The sequence below is a fragment of the Mucilaginibacter sp. CAU 1740 genome (assembly GCF_039839285.1).
Classification (GTDB): Bacteria; Bacteroidota; Bacteroidia; order Sphingobacteriales; family Sphingobacteriaceae; genus Mucilaginibacter.
In genome coordinates this window covers 257,232-273,977 of the sequence record NZ_JBDOQS010000003.1, presented here as the reverse complement: position 1 = coordinate 273,977, position 16,746 = coordinate 257,232, and the positions used below count along the sequence as shown (strand labels likewise).

The following is a 16,746-nucleotide window of genomic DNA, read 5'->3' as shown; positions in this document are numbered from 1 at the left end:
TTTACTACCATAAAACAATATCCATGAATAAACAACATTTAGCGGTTGGAACACGGCTGCTTTACACCGGAAAACTATTTGAAGGCTTCGACCCGCAAACACCTCAGGCCGTATTTCTGGGTTACGATAGCAATGGCTGGACCGGTATCTGGGTTAATTATAAAGGTGCGGTGCGTTTCGTTTCTTTAGCCGATGTTGAAGTTGATCAACCCGTAACCGAGCAATAATGATCCAGGACAATTTGCTTGTTGTGCTGGCCATGCTGTTCACAACATCCATGCTGGCTTTGCTTAGCAATAAACTAAATGTATCGTACCCGATACTGCTGGTGCTATCCGGCCTGGTGATCAGCTTTATTCCCGGCGTGCCTGTTATAAAAATGGATCCGGATATCATATTTGTGGTGTTTTTACCACCTTTATTATATTCTGCTGCCTGGAATACTTCGTGGGCCGAGTTTTGGCATTTGCGCAGGCCAATATCATTATTGGCTTTCGGGTTGGTGATCTTTACGGCTACGGCAGTGGCGTTTTTCGCTCATTGGCTTATTCCTGATTGTTCACTGGCGCTTGGCTTTTTGCTGGGTGGTGTAATTTCACCTCCGGATGCGGTTGCCGCGGCCTCGGTTTTTAAAGACCTGAAAGTACCGGCCCGGATTGTTGCGATACTGGAGGGTGAAAGCCTGGTGAATGATGCATCCAGTCTTATCGTTTTCAGGTTTGCATTGCTTGCTATTTTTACCGGCCAGTTTACCTTTTGGCAGGCTACAAGTAGTTTTTTTTCGGTAGTGATCATGGGTGTGTTGATAGGCCTTGCCATTGCGCATGTGGTTTATGCCATTCATCGCTTTTTGCCAACTACGCCAAGCATTGATACCGCGCTTACGCTGATAGCACCGTACCTGATGTACCTTACGGCCGAGCATTTTCATTTTTCGGGCGTGTTGGCGGTTGTTAGTGGTGGTTTGTTTTTGTCGTTCCGGTCGTCGGATATTTTTTCGTACGATTCGCGACTGCAAACCATTACGGTATGGAACGTGGCCATTTTTTTATTGAACGGTATCGTGTTTATCATGATAGGATTGCAACTACCGGATATTATTCAGGGTATTGAGAATTACTCGCTATCTGATTGTATCCTGTTTGCTGTGGCTATAAGTTTATTGGCAATTATTGTGAGGTTGATCTGGGTTTTCCCGTCGGCTTACTTGCCGCGGATACTTAGCCGCAGGATAGCCGAAAGGGAAGGGCCACTTAGCTGGAAACCCGTGTTTGTAATAGGGTGGAGCGGTATGCGGGGTGTGGTTTCGCTGGCCTCGGCGCTTGCCATTCCGCTGACGCTTGCAGATGGAACCGCTTTCCCGCACCGCAACCTTATTCTGTTCATCACTTTTGCGGTGATCCTTTTTACGTTGGTACTGCAAGGTTTAAGTCTGCCGTTTTTACTGCGTTTGCTTAACCTTAAAGTTGTAGATAACGACAGGAGCCAGGAACAACAGATCAGGCACCGATTAGCCTCGGCAGTTATCACCTATTTGGATGCTAACTGCAGTTTGGAAATAGAAGATAAGCCCTTGTTTAAACGGGTGAAAGAGAAATACGAGCGCATGGCCGAGATTGCCGAGAAGCAAATGAGCGATGATGAGCAGATCCCGACTTTTATTCATGATTACCGGCAAATGTTGTTGGAGATCATCAGCGTACGCCGCGACGAGTTAAAGAAAATGCACCGGAACAAAGAATTTGCCGATCACCTGATCCGCGCCCGTGAGCGGGAACTGGATCTGGAGGAGGCAAGAACCCGGAGAAATTAATGTTTAAAGATGTTTTACAGATTAATTAAGCTTTTTGTAATATCCGGCCTGCTATGCCTCGCTTGCGCGGCAAAGGCCGATACCCATGCGCAAAAAACGCATGCGGCGGAGCTTGCTGTAAAACAACATTTGCATGCCGATCTTTTTGCGGAAGATACCTCTCTCGAATCTGTTTTAAACAGCCAGGTACCGTACAAGCCGGTGATCAGTCATCCGGCGTCCATATTACCGGAACCGACAGGTTTGCTCAAAGATCCCGACTGTACTTTGGCACGGGCCATAGCTTCGCGTAATGACCAAATACCTCGAAAGGTACTGCTTATCCTATTCCCCTTCCATGTTTTCTGGTGACCATAAATAAATTTCCCGTTTTAATTAATGAAGCATAGCAGCTTCCCTTAAACTTATTTAGAATTTTTTTTATGACACATATTGTAGAAAACTCCCTGGTTGCAGGCGGGTTAATAGCGCTTTTTAGCATCCCTTTTTATATCGTTATCAAACGTTCAAAACAGAAACAGCTTGATGCATTGAAGAATAAATTATTTGATAAGGCATCAGCGTTAAGCATTGATCTTACACGTTACGAGCCGCTTAGTGATAAAATTATAGGCTGGGCCAAACCAAGCAAGTTGTTGCTCCTTGCCGATGTTACCGAACCTGAAGCCACGGTTTATAACCTGGCAAAGGCCAACAAAACCTATGTGCGGAAAACAATGAACGGCACCGCGGTAGGTTCGATTGCCTTGCAGATAGCCGACGCGCAAAACAAGGTGCTTGATAGCATCCCCCTTTACCGCCAATTTCAGGATAACGAAATGAAACTGAAAGAAATTGAAAAGCAGGCAAAGGATTGGGAGATATTGCTCAATTCGTATTTGAGCGCCTAAGTTTAAAAGCCTTCCTACATACGGGAAGGCTTTTTCGCTTTCAAAAATGAAATTATTGCGATTAATTTAAAATGCAGTTGGCTAAATTTGGATGTAATACCTTACCTATTGCCCGTGTAATCAAAAAATGAAAAAGCCAATGTCAAACCTTACTTACATTTCACCTTTTTTCATGGTTGCAAACCTTGAAAATTCATTAGCTTTTTATGTAGATAAACTGGGCTTTAAAGTATTATTTACCGGACCGGATGATGATCCGTTTTTCGCCATTGTTGGAAGAGACAATATTTCGCTGATGTTGAAAGCCGCCGGAGAACCGGTGCCCAACCATACCCGACACGAATGGGCGCGCTGGGATGCTTTTATCCATACCGTAGATCCGGGTATCTTATTTGAAGAATATAGCAGGGTAGGGGCAACCTTCCATCAACCACTAAAAATAGATGGAGACGGTTTATTTGGATTTGAAATTGAGGACGCTGACGGTTACATTTTATTTTTCGGACGGCCGAATACATAAAAAATGGCACCCGCTAAGGCGCCATTTCAATTTACAAATAACCGAGGGTATTAAAAATCGGTTGATAGGGTTATCGCTTTATTGGCTTCGATCCCATCCTGCAGCATTTGTATTTTGTAATTTGCAAACTGCAACGAGTCCGAACCTAATAACAAACGAAGCGGAGGTTCTGGCAACTTAGCAGTATTGATAATTACCTGCGCTACTTTTTCAGGGTCGCCAATTTGCGTACCCGGCACTTCTTCCAAATGTTTACGTTTTTCTTCCTGGATAGCGGTGTAGGCAGCTATCGGATTTTTAGGATGTGCTATTGAGCCGCTTTTTAAAAAGTTGGTGCGCACGTAGCCTGGTTCGATAATGGTTACATTAATGCCGAATGGTTTTACTTCCTGTGCAAGGGCCTCAGATAAACCTTCTACCGCGAATTTGGTACCGCAGTAGTGGCCCCATGATGCACCGGCTATTAAACCAAAAACGGTTGAGATATTGAAAATGTGACCGGTTCCGGCTTCCCTCATGTGCGGCAACACCGCGCGGGTTACATTAAGCAAACCAAAAACGTTGATATCATAAATAGCCTGAACTTCGCTGGATGATGTTTCTTCAATGCCACCAATCAATCCGTATCCGGCATTATTCACCAAAAAATCGATAGTGCCAAAATGGGCTATAGTTTCGGCTACTGCTTTACCAACACTTGCTTCGTTAGGCAGATCAACCTGCAAAGGCAAAAATTGAGCAGACTGATTATTAACCGCGTTTTTTACCACATCGAGATTGCGCCCGGTTACCGCAACGTTGTTACCTTCGGCCAATAATTTTTTTACTAATATCAGGCCGATCCCTTGTGAACCACCTGTTACAAACCATGTTTTTCTTTGATTTTCCATTGCTGTTATTTTATGGTACAAAGAAACCTACATTGGCCGGGCCAATGCTTATTCTAAGCATAGGGATACTTGCGAGTTTCAAATATTGAGAGCGGCGGTGGCGCTTTCCCTGAATAAGGAAGGTGATTGTTTCTCTTTTTTATGGAAAAATGATGTAAAAGCCGCCTGTTCTGAAAAGCCTAATACATAGCTGATAGTTTTGATATCCCAATCGGTTTGCAGCAGCAGGGTTTTGGCTTCGTAAAGTAAACGCTCCTGGATATGCTCGCGCAACGTTTTGCCGGTTTGGTTTTTAACCAGCGAGTTGAGGTAATTGGGATGCACGTTTAGCTGATCGGCAAATTCCGAAGCGTTTTTGATGCTCACTACTGTATCCGGGCCTTTGGTTTGAAAGGATGACTCCAATAAGGTCAGGAAGCTGTGAATGTACCGATAGCTTTCGGGGACGGGCACATCGGCCAGACTTTTTCCGGCGCGCTGGGCATCTAATAAAATCATTTGAAGGTGTAGCAGGATAGCTTGTTTTTTATCTTCGCTATTGCCTTCGTCTTCCCGGGTAATGGTTTCAAAATGCTGGTTAATTTTTGCCGATTGCTCTTCACCCAATTGAACAACCGCCTTTGATGGCTTGAAATAAGGGAATTGTTTAAACAACTGTAATACATGCGGCGCATGCTCAAAGTAATGCGGATGAATAAGGCAAAAGTGCCCACCGGCGTTGCCAGACGTTGTTTGCCACGACATGATCTCGTCGGGATTCAAAAAGCCGATATCGCCAGGGTTCATTAGATAGCGGTGCAGGCCAACAGTAAGTATCCCTGTGCCTGATGTAATATGGAATATTTTAAAAAACTGCCGCCTGTTTGGTGAGATATAGTCTTTTACCGGGTAGTTGTTCCGGTTTTTAATAATGAAGTAATTAGCATCAAGGGGATAATGCTCCACATTAAGCAACGGAACTTTAAAGCCAACCTGCGCAAATGTGTCTAACTCTAAACGCGGGATAGTTAATTTTTCCATATTGCTAAATTACAGAATTTTGGATTTATTAAATGAGATGATAAGATCGAGAATGTTGGATGGCCTTTCGGAAATGCTTAATTGTTAATCTATACTGTAAAATACTTGTTACAAAAAATGCAATATCAGCACTATTTTCTCCGTTACAGCATAAAACTTATTTAATGCTGATCCGAAATTACTGGCCTTTAATGCTGATCGTAATATTTACAACAGCTTGTAAAAAGAATAACTCAGATATCGACACAACTAATCCTGTAGACACAACCAGCCTATCAAACGGAAAAACCACCTGGTGGCAGCCCAAAGCAGGGATCAGTTTTGATTGGGAGCTGGATGATATCACATCTGCCAATACTTTCGCGGGCAACGTGGTAGATGTGGATGCTTTCACTACCTCGGCCGAAACAGTTGCCGCCCTGCATGCCAGCGGTAAAAAGGTAATAGCGTATTTATCGGTTGGTACGTTTGAAGATGACAGGCCCGATGGCGCTTTACTTCCCAAAGAAATTGTTGGTGCTAAATACGATGAATGGCCTCACGAAAAATGGTTAGATATCAGGCAGGTAGATAAGCTAAAACCCTGGCTAACTTCAAGGTTTAACATGATCCTGAAAAAGGGTTTCGATGCCATTGAACCTGATAACCTGGATGCTTACGAAAACAAAACCGGATTTACCCTAACCATCGAAGACGAGAAAAAATACATCGATTACCTGATAACCACCGCGCACAACAACGGCCTTGGTATAGGCCAAAAAAACGTAAGCGCGCTCACCGAAAGCTACGCCGCTAAGTTTGATTGGGCTTTAATCGAAGATGCGTTTCAGCAAGGCTGGCAAAATGATATGGCGGCTTACATCAAACTAAACAAACCTGTTTTCGCAGTTGAATATACCGATGTTACCGCGCAAAAAAACTTTGAAGATAAGGTTTGCCCCGACGCTGCCAAGCTGGGTTTTACTGCCATACTGAAGAAGCGAGATTTGGATAAGTGGGTTGATAAATGCAAATAGTTTTTATTTGATTTGAGAAACTGTTTAAAAACATATTACCCCAATCATATATTCCCAACGTCATTGCGAGGAACGAAGCAATCGCACGGAAGCCGGGGAGGCATGCAAATCCGCCCTGTACAGTTCGCGATTGCTTCGTACCTCGCAATGACGTGGTGGGCACAGTAGCCTCTATTATTAAATTATCCGCCGACTAACCGCCACAGAAAACGCCTCGGTCATGTTGCTTACCTCAAGGCGTTCAAAAATTTGCCGCCGGTAGTATTTTACGGTATCGGGCACTACAAATAACTTTTCGGCTATCTGGTTAATGGTTAGGCCCTGGGCATGCAGGCGTAAAACTTCAGTTTCGCGTTTATTAAGTTTGGGCTTTTGCAGTTTTTGCCAGGTGTTTTTTGTTGTATCCAGCTGCCACATCTCGTCTGTGCGTTGCTTATGGATATACACATTGCCCGCGTTTTGATGGTTTGATATTGATACCACACACATCGCCTTCCACATTTTTTGTTCGGCAGTTAAAAACAGTGGAGTGAGTTTATGGTTGATCAGCACCCGCTTGCCATCGCTGTTAATCAAATGAAAATCATAAGTGATGCTGTATTGTTTTTTATCGTCGCCAGCCTGTTTTTCATAAAAATCAAAGCCCGCCTCGTTTATCTGGGTGAGCAGTTTCAGATCTTCTTCGGGTACGTTTTTAAAATAGAAATCATAGCCCATGGCCATTACTTCGTCAGGCGAATATCCGCTTAAAAACAAAGGGTTCTCGGATACATACTCAAACGACATATTGGTGTAATCGATAATGTAAACGCTCTCGTAAGTAAGGCGGGCAAAAGCTTTTACCGCTTCCAGGTAGTTGTTCTCCTGTAACTTTTCTTGTTCGGTTACCGGAGCTACTTTGTTGCGCGTAAGCAGACCGGAGTTGGTATTGTTTTTCATTTTTAAAGCCGAACAGCAAATCTACACTAAAGTGTAGCCTTTAAAAATTTTGTTGTTTTCACTTTTGCAGTAACTAATTCCTGCAATGAAAACATATCCGATCACTTTAACGCAACCTAAACCATGATAAATGCTACCATTAATTGTAAAAATTGCAACACTACCCTGGGCGGTAATTTTTGCAGTAGCTGTGGCCATCCGGCCAATATGAAACGGGTGGATGGCCACTATCTTTTACACGAAGTACAGCATGTACTCCATTTTGAAAAAGGTATTTTTTACACCATCCGCGAGCTTCTCGTCCGTCCGGGTCAAAACGTCCGTGAGTTTATTACCGATAACCGCAGTCGGTTAGTAAAACCGATACTGTTTATCGTTATCACTTCGCTCATTTACTCCACCATTAACCATATTTTTCATGTAGAGGAGCAGTATATCACTTATAGCTCAATGGGCAGCCCCTCAACCGATGCAATATTTGCCTGGGTACAGGGCCATTACGGTTATGCCAGTATTATTATGGGCGTGTTCATCGCGTTTTTTGTCAAGCTGTTTTTCAGGAAGTATGATTATAACTTTTTCGAAATTCTGATCCTGTTGTGCTTTGCAATGGGGATAGGTATGCTGATCTATGCCCTTTTCGCACTTGCTTATGGGATATTTAAACTCAACTTAATGGGAGCAGCCGGGGTTATCGGCATATGCTATTGCGTTTGGGCTATCGGCCAGTTTTTTGATGGCCGTAAATTGGGTAATTACTTTAAAGCCCTTGCGGCATATTTGCTGGGGATCATCACATCTTCGATAACTGCGATATTGTTGGGAGTAGCGGCTGATATTTTGATGAAGCATTGATGGCCAAAGTGTATTTCATAGCCGTTGATAAAATCAATGGCTATGAATATTTTAACCGACTTACCTATTCTCCAACCAACTCAAAAAACTCCCCGATTTTTCCTTACCTATCAGCAACTGTTCAGGGCTTGGAATTGTTAGCTTAACAAACAGCTTGCGCCCAAAGTAATGCTCTACCTCTTTTATGGCGCTGAAATTAACCAGGTACTGCCTGTTGAGCCTGAAAAACTGTTTGGCCGATAGCATGTTCTGGATCTGGTCCATGGATTGATCGAGGGCGTATTCCTGCTGTTGGAAAGTCATGATTGATGGCGAATCATTGCGGATGTAGATGAACGCGATTTGGTCGGTTTGTACGGTGGTGTATTTATTTTGCTTAAATACGAGGAAGCTTTTTTTGCCTTCATCCTGGCCAAGCTTGTTCAGCAAGGCATCCAGATCGGGGCGGGTACTTTGCTGGAAAAAGTTTTTAAAGCTTTCTACCTTTTCAATCGCCTTCTGTAAATCATCTTCCGAGAATGGTTTCAGCAGGTAATCAACGCCGTTTGCTTTGATAGCTTCCATCGAGTATTCGCCGTAGGCGGTGCAAAATATAACCGGTGCTTTTATTTCTACCTGTTTAAAGATCTCGAACGATAGTCCGTCCGAAAGCTGGATATCCATAAATATCAGTTCGGGTTGTTCGCTGTTGGCCAGAAAATCAACCGCGGCTTCAACGCTTTGTAACTGCGCTACAATTTTCGCTTCCGGTCTTAATTTATTGATGAGGTTTGCCAGTGATCTGGCGGCTTTTATCTCGTCTTCAATAATTACTATTTTCATGAATAATAGGTAGTTTAATAGTGAACAGGGTATCGGTAGGCAGTATCTCGATCTTTTTATTGGCGAGGTGACTATACCTGTCTATAATATTTTGCAGCCCGATACCGGTTGATGCCTCGGAGGTACGCTTTAACTGAAGTTGGTTTTCAACAATAAGATAATCGTTTTCTGAATAGATCCTGATGTGCAAAGGCTTATCTAACGATACCACGTTATGTTTAATACAGTTTTCAACCAGCAATTGCAGGGTAAAGGGTGGGATAGGGGTTTTGTTATACTTCGCATCAACATCTATCGAAAGTTCAATACCTTCCTCAAACCTTGCTTTCAGCAAAAATAGGTAGGAGTTTAAAATATTCAGTTCTTCGGCCAAGGTAATTACATCCAGCTTTCGGCTCTCGAGGGTGAAGCGGTAAAAGTCGGATAGTTTTAAAATGAAATCAACGCTGTGCTTGTCCTCGCTCTCCACCATATACTTTAAGGTGTTGAGGCTATTGAATAAAAAGTGGGGGTTAACCTGTTGTTTTAATAATTCGTATTGTGCGCCAAGGTTGTCGGCCTGGGTGCGTTGCAGTTCGATACCCACCTGTTGGTTATGATAGTTTTGGTACAAAAGATGAATGAACATGTAAAACATCACATTCACCAAAATACCCCTCACTTCAAACATCAGCATGGTGGGGCCAAAGTTAAGATGTGTCATCAAAAACTGTTGGATGCAGGCCAGCACAAACATCACTACAATACCTAAAAGCAGGTTTTTGATTAATATAGGGGTGGAGAAACCGTTGGCCACATGGCGCGACGAGTAAGCGGGCAGTGTTTTAATATTATAATACCAGGTAAAAAGAGCGAACAATGTAGTGATACCCGAATCTACCAATGCCTCATAGGGGTTAAAATGCATCTGGGCCATTTTAGGCAAGGCCATTAGCGCACCTAAAAACAGGGAGCTGATCCAGATAACCTTATTCGAGATTTTGAATGTTTGTTTTGTCATACGAGGTATGCAAATATAATGGCTTATTAACGGTATCATGGCTTCAATTAAGATAGCAGGGTATAAAAAACCGCACCGGCATTTATAGTGCCGGTGCGGTTTTTTTGAGATTACTTGGTAAACCCATCAGCCTCAACAATGGCATCAACAAATGCCTGCGGTGCCTCTTGCGGAACATCATGACCAATGCCATCTAAAATTTTATGATCGTATTTACCTGTGAATTTTTTAGCGTAGGCAGCGCCATTTTTAGCAGCTCCATCAAAATCACTGCTGATGGTAACGGTAGGGATATTGATTGTTGGTCCGGCGGCCAGTTTATTTTCGATCTCATCATATTTAGCATCACCTTTGGCTGCGCTTAACCGCCAGCGGTAGTTATGGATCACAATGGCTACATGATCAGGATTGTTAAATGCGGCAGCCGAACGGTTGTAAGTAGCATCGTCAAAATTCCATTTTGGTGAAGCCAGTGTCCAGATCAGTTTATTGAAATCGTTACGGTTGGCGCTGTAGCCGGCCTCGCCGCGGGCGGTGGCGAAGTAGTATTGGTACCACCAGCCTAATTCGGCTTTAGGGGCGAGGGGTTGCTGGTTCATTTCGCGGTTAACAATGAGGTAACCACTTACCGATACCAGGGCTTTAAAGCGCTCGGGCCATAATGCTGCCAGGATATCGGCGGTGCGTGCACCCCAGTCGTAACCGGCAACAATGGCTTTTTTAATTTTAAGGGCATCGAGCAGGGCAATCATATCGGTAGCGAAAACTGATTGCTGTCCGTTGCGGAAAGTGCTGTCAGACAGGAAGCGGGTTGAGCCGTAGCCCCTCAGGTAAGGTACAATCACCCTGTAGCCTTTGGCGGTGAGTAGCGGTACAACATCGGCATAGCTATAAATATCATAAGGCCAGCCATGCAGTAATAGTACTACAGGGCCTCTGGCCGGGCCTGCATCTACATAGCCAACATTCAGCTCGCCTGCATTTATTTGTTTAATGTTTTTAAAGGGATCGGTGGTGTTGGTATTAGCCTCAGCGGTTTGAGCATTAGCTGTAAAAAGTGAGCCTGCTATTAAAGCGATGGCTATAAAGAAACGGCGGATATATTGAGTGGTAGTTTTCATGATGTTTAGTTTTTAGATAGATTGTGAAATAAAGGGGCAACCCATTGGTCGCCCCATTTGAAGAATGCTGGATTAAGCTACATTAAGGGTGATATCAATATTGCCTTTCAAAGCTTTTGAGTACGGACAGGTTTGGTGAGCAGCTTCAACCAGTTCGCGGGCAAATTCATTATCCAAACCCGGAAGGCTTACATTAAGGCGGGCTTGTAAGGAGTAAGCGCCGTCGGTAAGTACAAGGTCTATTTCGGCATCAACCGCTACATCGGCAGGTACCCTTACTTTTCTTTCGGCGGCGGCTTTGCCCATGGCACCGATAAAACAAGCCGACCAGCCGGCTGCCAATAATTGCTCTGGGTTGGTACCTAAGCCCGATGTACCGGGGCTTGATAGTTTAATATCTAAACGGCCGTCGGTGCTTTTGGCGGCGCCGTCGCGGCCTCCGGTTACGTGGGTTTTACCTGTGTATAATACTTTTTTGTTGCTGATGGTGCTATTTGAAGTTTCCATGATGTTTTTAATTTTTATAGTTTTTGTTGTTATTTATTTGATTTGTTGATTCAAAATTACTGCGATACAGCCTCCGCTTCAATCACTTCCTGCCCGAAGCGGACAAACCTGTGGTTGAAATAGACAATCTTTACATTGCCCTGCCACGGCGCTTTATTTTTTGCCGGGTTGCTTTCGTTTTTTGTTTTCTTCACTGTCGATGATCAGCCCGCAGGCCTGTGGATTGCTCTCGAAAGGTGCGCTTGCCACGAACGACATCGAGAGCAGCGATACCAACCCAATAATGAGCCTGTTGCGGTTGTGCTTTAGTAAACTGTTCATGATGTAGCTTATTTACCAGCTATGCCGGTGTTTGGTGCTGCTTTAGCTGCACCCCAAATTTTACCGGTGCTTTCGTCCTGTATCAATCCGATCACTTCCCAGGCCTGGCCATTTATTTCTTTGGGTAAGGCTATTTTAACATCGCTTTCGGCCATGTTTAATGGTAGTGTTTGCAGCTTGCGTACAATTTGCACATGCGATAGCGTGTGCCCCGCGTTTTCGCCACGCTCAACTTTGGTTTGAGCATCTTTTTGTACAATGGCTATTTGCAGGTAGCTGCCCTTTGCAGGCTGATTGGCTTTGTAGTGTACCTGCACGGTTTCGCCGGTTTGGCTTACCTGCAGGCTGAGGTTTGGGTTGGGGGCAACAGATAGTTGTTTAGAGAGCGAGCTGTTGATCGCCCCCAAGTCTGATCCTACAAACTCCGTTTCTCCATTTACCACCAATTGGGGAGTGTAGACCTGGGCGTTGAGCAGGTCACCGTAGCGGCGTTGCCTTTTCGAAAAATCGGCGTTGCTGTACCTGTCTTTCCAGCCGAGGGTGTTCCAATAATCCACATGGAAGGCCAGGATGTAAACCGGTTTGCCTTCGGTAGCTTTTTGTACCGCGGCTAAGGCCTCATCGGCAGGGGGGCAGCTTGAGCAACCCTCGGAAGTAAACAGTTCCAGTACGGCAAAGCCATCGGGTTTGGCAATATTATCAGTTGCTTTGGGTTGTTGTCCGCAGGCGGTTAATGACATTGCACCGGTTATGCAGGCAAGTATTGATGTGGTTATAGCTTTCATGATGTTTTCTTGTTTTGTTGATTCAAAGGTATCCTGATATGGCGCTGAGGGGTAGCGGAAACAGGTTGAAGAGGGCATTGTGCCAGGCGAAACGGACAGTGCGGGCATTAAACAGGCAGGAAGATAACTTGGGTGTTCAATTTTTAAAAGGTTGAACACTTGTTGTTTTTGCTGTTTTTTAATTGATTGATAATTAAATATTTAGGTGTTTGTGAAAATTGGATATTTGCTGATATTGAACGAATTTATATTGATAATCAGTTTTTTATGTTTTTGCTCGGCAAAAAGTTGAACAGTAGTTTTTTAAAAATTGAACACTTGTGGATAAACCGCTGGGTATTTGTATGGGTTGCAAACTCCATACATAGCTAATTCGAAGTCAGAGACTTCGAACAGCGAATTGACTCGAACAAGAATTGAAACGATTCATAAAAATATTCCCCCAAAAAATCCCCTCTTTACGCGCAGCGTAGAGAGGGGTGACGAGCGTAGCGATGTCGGGGTGAGTAAAATAACACGCTGATTAATAGTGGTATCTGTATTAAACTATAAGATTTAGTTGTTAAACTATAATAAATAGTTGCAAAACTAAATCTTATAGTTTAAGTTTGTTTTATCAAACCAAAACCAATGACAAAACTCACCGCCAAAGAAGAGGAGATCATGGGCCATTTCTGGGAAAAAGGCCCCTTGTTTGTAAAACAGCTCCAGGAGTTATATGATGAACCTAAACCGCATTTCAACACCTTATCAACCATAGTGCGCACGCTGGAAGAAAAGGGCTATCTCGACCATACGGCCTATGGCACCACCTACATGTACCACGCCGTGATCACTGCCGAAAAATATAACCGCGGCACACTGAACGGGGTTATCAGCAAATATTTCAATAATTCGTACAAAAGGGTGGTTTCGGCACTCATCGAAGAAGAGAACATCAGTATTGATGAACTCCGGTCGCTGATAAAAGAAGTTGAAAACAAGCAAAAAAAATAAACCATGGGCCTATTCTTTATTCACATCATCAAGTCGTCACTTTGCCTGGTATTCTTTTACCTGGCTTATAAAGTACTGCTAAGTCGCGAAACGTTTTACAAGGTAAACCGCTTTGTGCTGTTGCTCATTATCATCGGTTCGGTGTTGTTACCTTTTGTTGAGCTTACCGTTAGCCAGCCTGCAGTTGCAACTTTACCAACGCGCTTAAAAAATATCGAGACCATCATTCTTCAAAAACAGCCGCGCATCAATCAGCCCGAAGCTAATAGCGGTGATAACTTTTATACCTGGCTGTTTTTTATTTACCTGATTGGAGCATCGGTACAGTTGTTTATAACCGTTGTTAATTTTATCAAGATCTACCGGCTTACGCACCAGGCAAAAAAACTGCGCTACGAAGGTTACCAGCTTGCCGTGGCCGATAGGGAACAATCGCCGTTTAGCTGGGGCAATTATATTGTACTATCCAAAGCCGATTATCAAAATCAGCCCGAAATTATTATCCAGCACGAGCTCATCCACCTAAAAAAATACCACTCTGTTGATCTGCTCATTGCCGAACTGGCCATCATTGTACTTTGGTTTAACCCAACCATTTGGTTGCTAAAAAACGAAATGAAAGATAACCATGAGTTTGAGGTAGATGATACGTTGATAAACCAGGGCGTTGACGCCAAAGAATACCAGCTATTGCTGATCCGTAAGGCAGTGGGCGAGAAGTTGTACTCGGTAGCCAATACTTTTAATCAAAGCAGCTTAACCAAACGGATCCGGATGATGCTGCGCCACCGCTCAAATCCTTGGGCAAGGCTTAAATACATTTGCATTGTGGTGCTTACTTCGTTTTCGGTATTGGCCTTTGCAAGGCCGGAAGTTACTACCAGGCTGAAAAGTGTATCTACCCTAAAACTGGGTAAGCTGATCCAAAAGCAGGTTGCTGTTATAGCCAATAATGTTGGTAAGCCAGGTTTGGAGACTCAATTAAATGAACCCAAACCAGAAAATAAACCAGTAGCTAAGCGGCAGGTTTTACGAGAGGATAAGGTAGTAACCGAGGCTGAGGATAAAACAGGAAACATAACCAACGGCCCAAATTCGCCTTTATGTATAGTAAACGGACGCGAAACCTCGCGTGCGCAATTTGAGGAGGTTGATCCCGACGATATAAAAACAGTGCAGGTACTTCAAAAAGATGAAGCGATTGATAAGTATGGTGTTAAAGGAAAAAACGGAGCCGTTATCATAACTCTCAATAGTGATAAGGCTTATCAATCGCAAATAGTTATAAACAAAATGTTTTCTGTTAATCAACCGATGATAGATGATACGGAACCGGTGGATACCGAGCCGCGGGTGATGTTTTTTAAGGGCGATAGAACGCTTACCGCTGCTGAGATGGAAACATTTAAAGGCCAACTGACCAAAATGAGGGTACGCCTTATAAACCTAATTCAGAAAGACACCACGCTTATTGAAAGCGTAATTATGATAAAAGGTAAAGTTGCCTTGTCAAAATACGGAAAAAGTGGGAAGAATGGTGTGTACGAAGTATATCTGAAAGAATAATAATCTAAACCTTATACCAAATGAAAAAATTAGTAATGTGTTTACTGCTTGCAGTGATCGCGCTGAGCGCGTATGCCCAGGAAAGTCATAAAGTACGTGATTATGCCTGGTATGATTTGAATGGACGCTGGAGTTTCAGTTTAGGCGATAATGCCAAATGGGCTAAACCTAACTTTGACGACCGTAACTGGGCCGAGGCATTAGTACCCAGCTGGGATTGGGCCGGAGGCACAGGGTATGGCTGGTACCGCAGGTCGTTTTTAATGCAGATCCCTAATAAGGAGGCTATGTGCCTTACCCTTGGCCAGGTGGATGATAATTGTGAGGTGTATTTTAACGGTGAAAAGCTTGCTTTATACAATAACCCACGCCCAAGTGCCGAAAAAGCTGATACCTCAGTTTACAGCCAATGGAAAAAGTACCGCGTTTACTATGTTCCGCAAAAGCTCATCAATTCGGGTAAAGACAATACTATAGCAATACGTGTATGGAACACCGGCGGAGGCGAGGGGGGCATTCGCTATGGTAATCCTCAATTAACAACAACAGTTTTTTATAACAGTTTGCCCATACAAATGGCCGGCGACTGGCTAAAAACAGATGGCAGCAACGAGTGGGCCATCGGTTTTTATGATAATTGTGTGGTATACAAAAACAAGGTTTGGAAATATGCCGGTATTACAGAGAAAGATGGATTGTACGAACTGAATTTGTTTAATGCTGGTTTTAGTCGCTTATACTTGTTGCAGCAGGCTGGCGAAAATGGTGAAATGAATCTTGCCATCGGTCCGGATGTGAACCATATGGAGGTTTGTAGTTTAAAAGAAACCTATCGTACCCCAAAGCCTAACGAAGCCCCCTATTTAAAAGCGGTGAGTAATACAGGAAAGGCTACCCTTAAAGGTTTTATAAAAAACTATAATATCCGTTTAGGTAATACAGCTATTATGCAGCTACTTGACACCAAAACTAATACGCTCATTGATAGGCGGGTGGAAGTAGATAGGTTTGGCGCGTTTGATGAAACTATTGATTTACCGGGTACCAATTTGGCTTACCTGCATTTGCCTGGTGTTGCTTTTACTGTTCCGGTTTATTTGGTTTCGGGCGAAACTACCTTTCTCTCGGCGGATCTGGCCGAGTTTAAGATCTACGTTACTGATGAATATTACACCAGGGAGCGCTTAAGTTTTGTAATGGGGGCAGGTGCCCCCGAAAACCGGCTGCTCATGTATGAAGATTGGTTAAACGGGATGCCTGATGTGCGCAAAGATGTTTGGGACAGGTTTGTACAAAATGCCACCTGGTACGAAGCCAGCGGCAAAGCAACCGATGTAGAGATGGATAAATTAGCACAGTGCATCGCCCATAATTATGTGAGATACCAGGATATGGACGCGTTGAAGAAAGCTAAGATCTGGTCTGCCCGCACATTGCTATCGGCTCCAGAAAACCACGCGTTTTATAATACGTTAAATGCAGTTATGCAAACCTTAGGCGAGCAATTGGAAGGATTGAAATATTTAGGTAAAGCACTTGACCTGGCCGAGAAAAGTAAGGATGAACAATCACTTATCAATTACAGAAAAAATGTTAAGCTATATGTTGGGGAGATGCTGAAATAGATAAGGGTGAGTAAATAAAAGAGCCTGATCCCTGCCGGTTTGCGGCAGGGATTTTTTTTA

19 protein-coding genes are annotated in these 16,746 nt (G+C 43.6%); 10 read left to right on the top strand and 9 right to left on the bottom strand.

Annotated features, from left to right (window positions below):
- Nucleotides 1-23: 23 nt before the first annotated feature.
- The 5 genes from AAFN85_RS08675 (at nt 24) to AAFN85_RS08655 (ending at nt 3,223) form a co-directional block, all read left to right on the top strand.
- Nucleotides 24-227, top strand: coding sequence for a hypothetical protein (locus AAFN85_RS08675; RefSeq protein WP_347526755.1), 204 nt, complete (start codon nt 24-26; stop codon nt 225-227).
- On the top strand, nt 227-1,813 hold the full coding sequence (locus AAFN85_RS08670) for a Na+/H+ antiporter (protein WP_347526754.1): 1,587 nt from the start codon (nt 227-229) through the stop codon (nt 1,811-1,813). The genes AAFN85_RS08675 and AAFN85_RS08670 overlap by 1 nt, the downstream gene beginning before the upstream one ends.
- Nucleotides 1,814-1,822: 9 nt before the next feature.
- Nucleotides 1,823-2,164 (top strand): hypothetical protein, encoded by a 342-nt coding sequence (locus AAFN85_RS08665; RefSeq protein ID WP_347526753.1) that lies wholly within the window; start codon nt 1,823-1,825, stop codon nt 2,162-2,164.
- 71 nt (nt 2,165-2,235) lie between these two features.
- The gene (locus tag AAFN85_RS08660) at nt 2,236-2,703 is read left to right on the top strand and encodes a hypothetical protein (protein WP_347526752.1); all 468 of its coding nucleotides are present in this window, start codon (nt 2,236-2,238) and stop codon (nt 2,701-2,703) included.
- Nucleotides 2,704-2,830: 127 nt separating this feature from the next.
- Complete coding sequence (locus tag AAFN85_RS08655; RefSeq protein ID WP_347526750.1) at nt 2,831-3,223, top strand: VOC family protein; 393 nt, start codon at nt 2,831-2,833, stop codon at nt 3,221-3,223.
- Between the two features lie 50 nt (nt 3,224-3,273).
- On the opposite strand, the gene AAFN85_RS08650 is transcribed toward AAFN85_RS08655, so the two are convergent.
- Together AAFN85_RS08650 and AAFN85_RS08645 are read right to left on the bottom strand one after the other, a co-directional pair.
- Nucleotides 3,274-4,113, bottom strand: a complete 840-nt coding sequence (locus tag AAFN85_RS08650; protein WP_347526748.1) for an SDR family oxidoreductase — start codon at nt 4,111-4,113, stop codon at nt 3,274-3,276.
- A 78-nt stretch (nt 4,114-4,191) separates the two neighbouring features.
- On the bottom strand, nt 4,192-5,133 hold the full coding sequence (locus AAFN85_RS08645; RefSeq protein ID WP_347526747.1) for an AraC family transcriptional regulator: 942 nt from the start codon (nt 5,131-5,133) through the stop codon (nt 4,192-4,194).
- A 164-nt stretch (nt 5,134-5,297) separates the two neighbouring features.
- Here AAFN85_RS08645 and AAFN85_RS08640 point away from each other — a divergent pair, with 164 nt between their 5' ends.
- Nucleotides 5,298-6,149 (top strand): endo alpha-1,4 polygalactosaminidase, encoded by an 852-nt coding sequence (locus AAFN85_RS08640; RefSeq protein ID WP_347526746.1) that lies wholly within the window; start codon nt 5,298-5,300, stop codon nt 6,147-6,149.
- Between the two features lie 177 nt (nt 6,150-6,326).
- On the opposite strand, the gene AAFN85_RS08635 is transcribed toward AAFN85_RS08640, so the two are convergent.
- On the bottom strand, nt 6,327-7,088 hold the full coding sequence (locus AAFN85_RS08635; RefSeq protein WP_347526745.1) for a LuxR C-terminal-related transcriptional regulator: 762 nt from the start codon (nt 7,086-7,088) through the stop codon (nt 6,327-6,329).
- A gap of 123 nt (nt 7,089-7,211) precedes the next feature.
- Here AAFN85_RS08635 and AAFN85_RS08630 point away from each other — a divergent pair, with 123 nt between their 5' ends.
- Nucleotides 7,212-7,943: a DUF3667 domain-containing protein gene (locus AAFN85_RS08630; RefSeq protein ID WP_347526744.1), complete on the top strand. Its 732-nt coding sequence runs from the start codon at nt 7,212-7,214 to the stop codon at nt 7,941-7,943.
- Between the two features lie 60 nt (nt 7,944-8,003).
- Here AAFN85_RS08630 and AAFN85_RS08625 read toward each other — a convergent pair whose 3' ends face one another.
- The 6 genes from AAFN85_RS08625 to AAFN85_RS08600 all read right to left on the bottom strand — a co-directional run bounded on the left by AAFN85_RS08625 (nt 8,004) and on the right by AAFN85_RS08600 (nt 12,499).
- Nucleotides 8,004-8,765, bottom strand: a complete 762-nt coding sequence (locus tag AAFN85_RS08625; protein ID WP_347526743.1) for a LytTR family DNA-binding domain-containing protein — start codon at nt 8,763-8,765, stop codon at nt 8,004-8,006.
- Nucleotides 8,746-9,765, bottom strand: a complete 1,020-nt coding sequence (locus AAFN85_RS08620) for a histidine kinase (RefSeq protein ID WP_347526742.1) — start codon at nt 9,763-9,765, stop codon at nt 8,746-8,748. Before AAFN85_RS08620 ends, AAFN85_RS08625 begins: the two co-directional genes overlap by 20 nt.
- Nucleotides 9,766-9,875: 110 nt before the next feature.
- A complete protein-coding gene (locus tag AAFN85_RS08615) occupies nt 9,876-10,886 on the bottom strand; it encodes an alpha/beta hydrolase (protein WP_347526741.1) in 1,011 nt (336 codons plus the stop codon).
- A 72-nt stretch (nt 10,887-10,958) separates the two neighbouring features.
- Nucleotides 10,959-11,393, bottom strand: coding sequence for an organic hydroperoxide resistance protein (locus AAFN85_RS08610; RefSeq protein WP_347526740.1), 435 nt, complete (start codon nt 11,391-11,393; stop codon nt 10,959-10,961).
- A gap of 153 nt (nt 11,394-11,546) precedes the next feature.
- The gene (locus tag AAFN85_RS08605; protein ID WP_347526739.1) at nt 11,547-11,714 is read right to left on the bottom strand and encodes a hypothetical protein; all 168 of its coding nucleotides are present in this window, start codon (nt 11,712-11,714) and stop codon (nt 11,547-11,549) included.
- An 8-nt stretch (nt 11,715-11,722) separates the two neighbouring features.
- Nucleotides 11,723-12,499 carry a DUF1223 domain-containing protein gene (locus AAFN85_RS08600; RefSeq protein ID WP_347526738.1) on the bottom strand — a complete coding sequence of 259 codons (777 nt, stop codon included), beginning with the start codon at nt 12,497-12,499 and terminating at the stop codon, nt 11,723-11,725.
- A 630-nt stretch (nt 12,500-13,129) separates the two neighbouring features.
- Between AAFN85_RS08600 and AAFN85_RS08595 the strand changes: the two genes are divergently transcribed.
- Genes AAFN85_RS08595 through AAFN85_RS08585 form a run of 3 tightly spaced genes read left to right on the top strand, consistent with a single transcriptional unit; the run spans nt 13,130 to nt 16,686 of the window.
- The gene (locus AAFN85_RS08595) at nt 13,130-13,495 is read left to right on the top strand and encodes a BlaI/MecI/CopY family transcriptional regulator (protein ID WP_347526737.1); all 366 of its coding nucleotides are present in this window, start codon (nt 13,130-13,132) and stop codon (nt 13,493-13,495) included.
- 3 nt (nt 13,496-13,498) lie between these two features.
- Nucleotides 13,499-15,061, top strand: a complete 1,563-nt coding sequence (locus AAFN85_RS08590; RefSeq protein WP_347526735.1) for a M56 family metallopeptidase — start codon at nt 13,499-13,501, stop codon at nt 15,059-15,061.
- A 20-nt stretch (nt 15,062-15,081) separates the two neighbouring features.
- Nucleotides 15,082-16,686, top strand: a complete 1,605-nt coding sequence (locus AAFN85_RS08585; protein ID WP_347526734.1) for a beta galactosidase jelly roll domain-containing protein — start codon at nt 15,082-15,084, stop codon at nt 16,684-16,686.
- Nucleotides 16,687-16,746 lie beyond the last annotated feature (60 nt).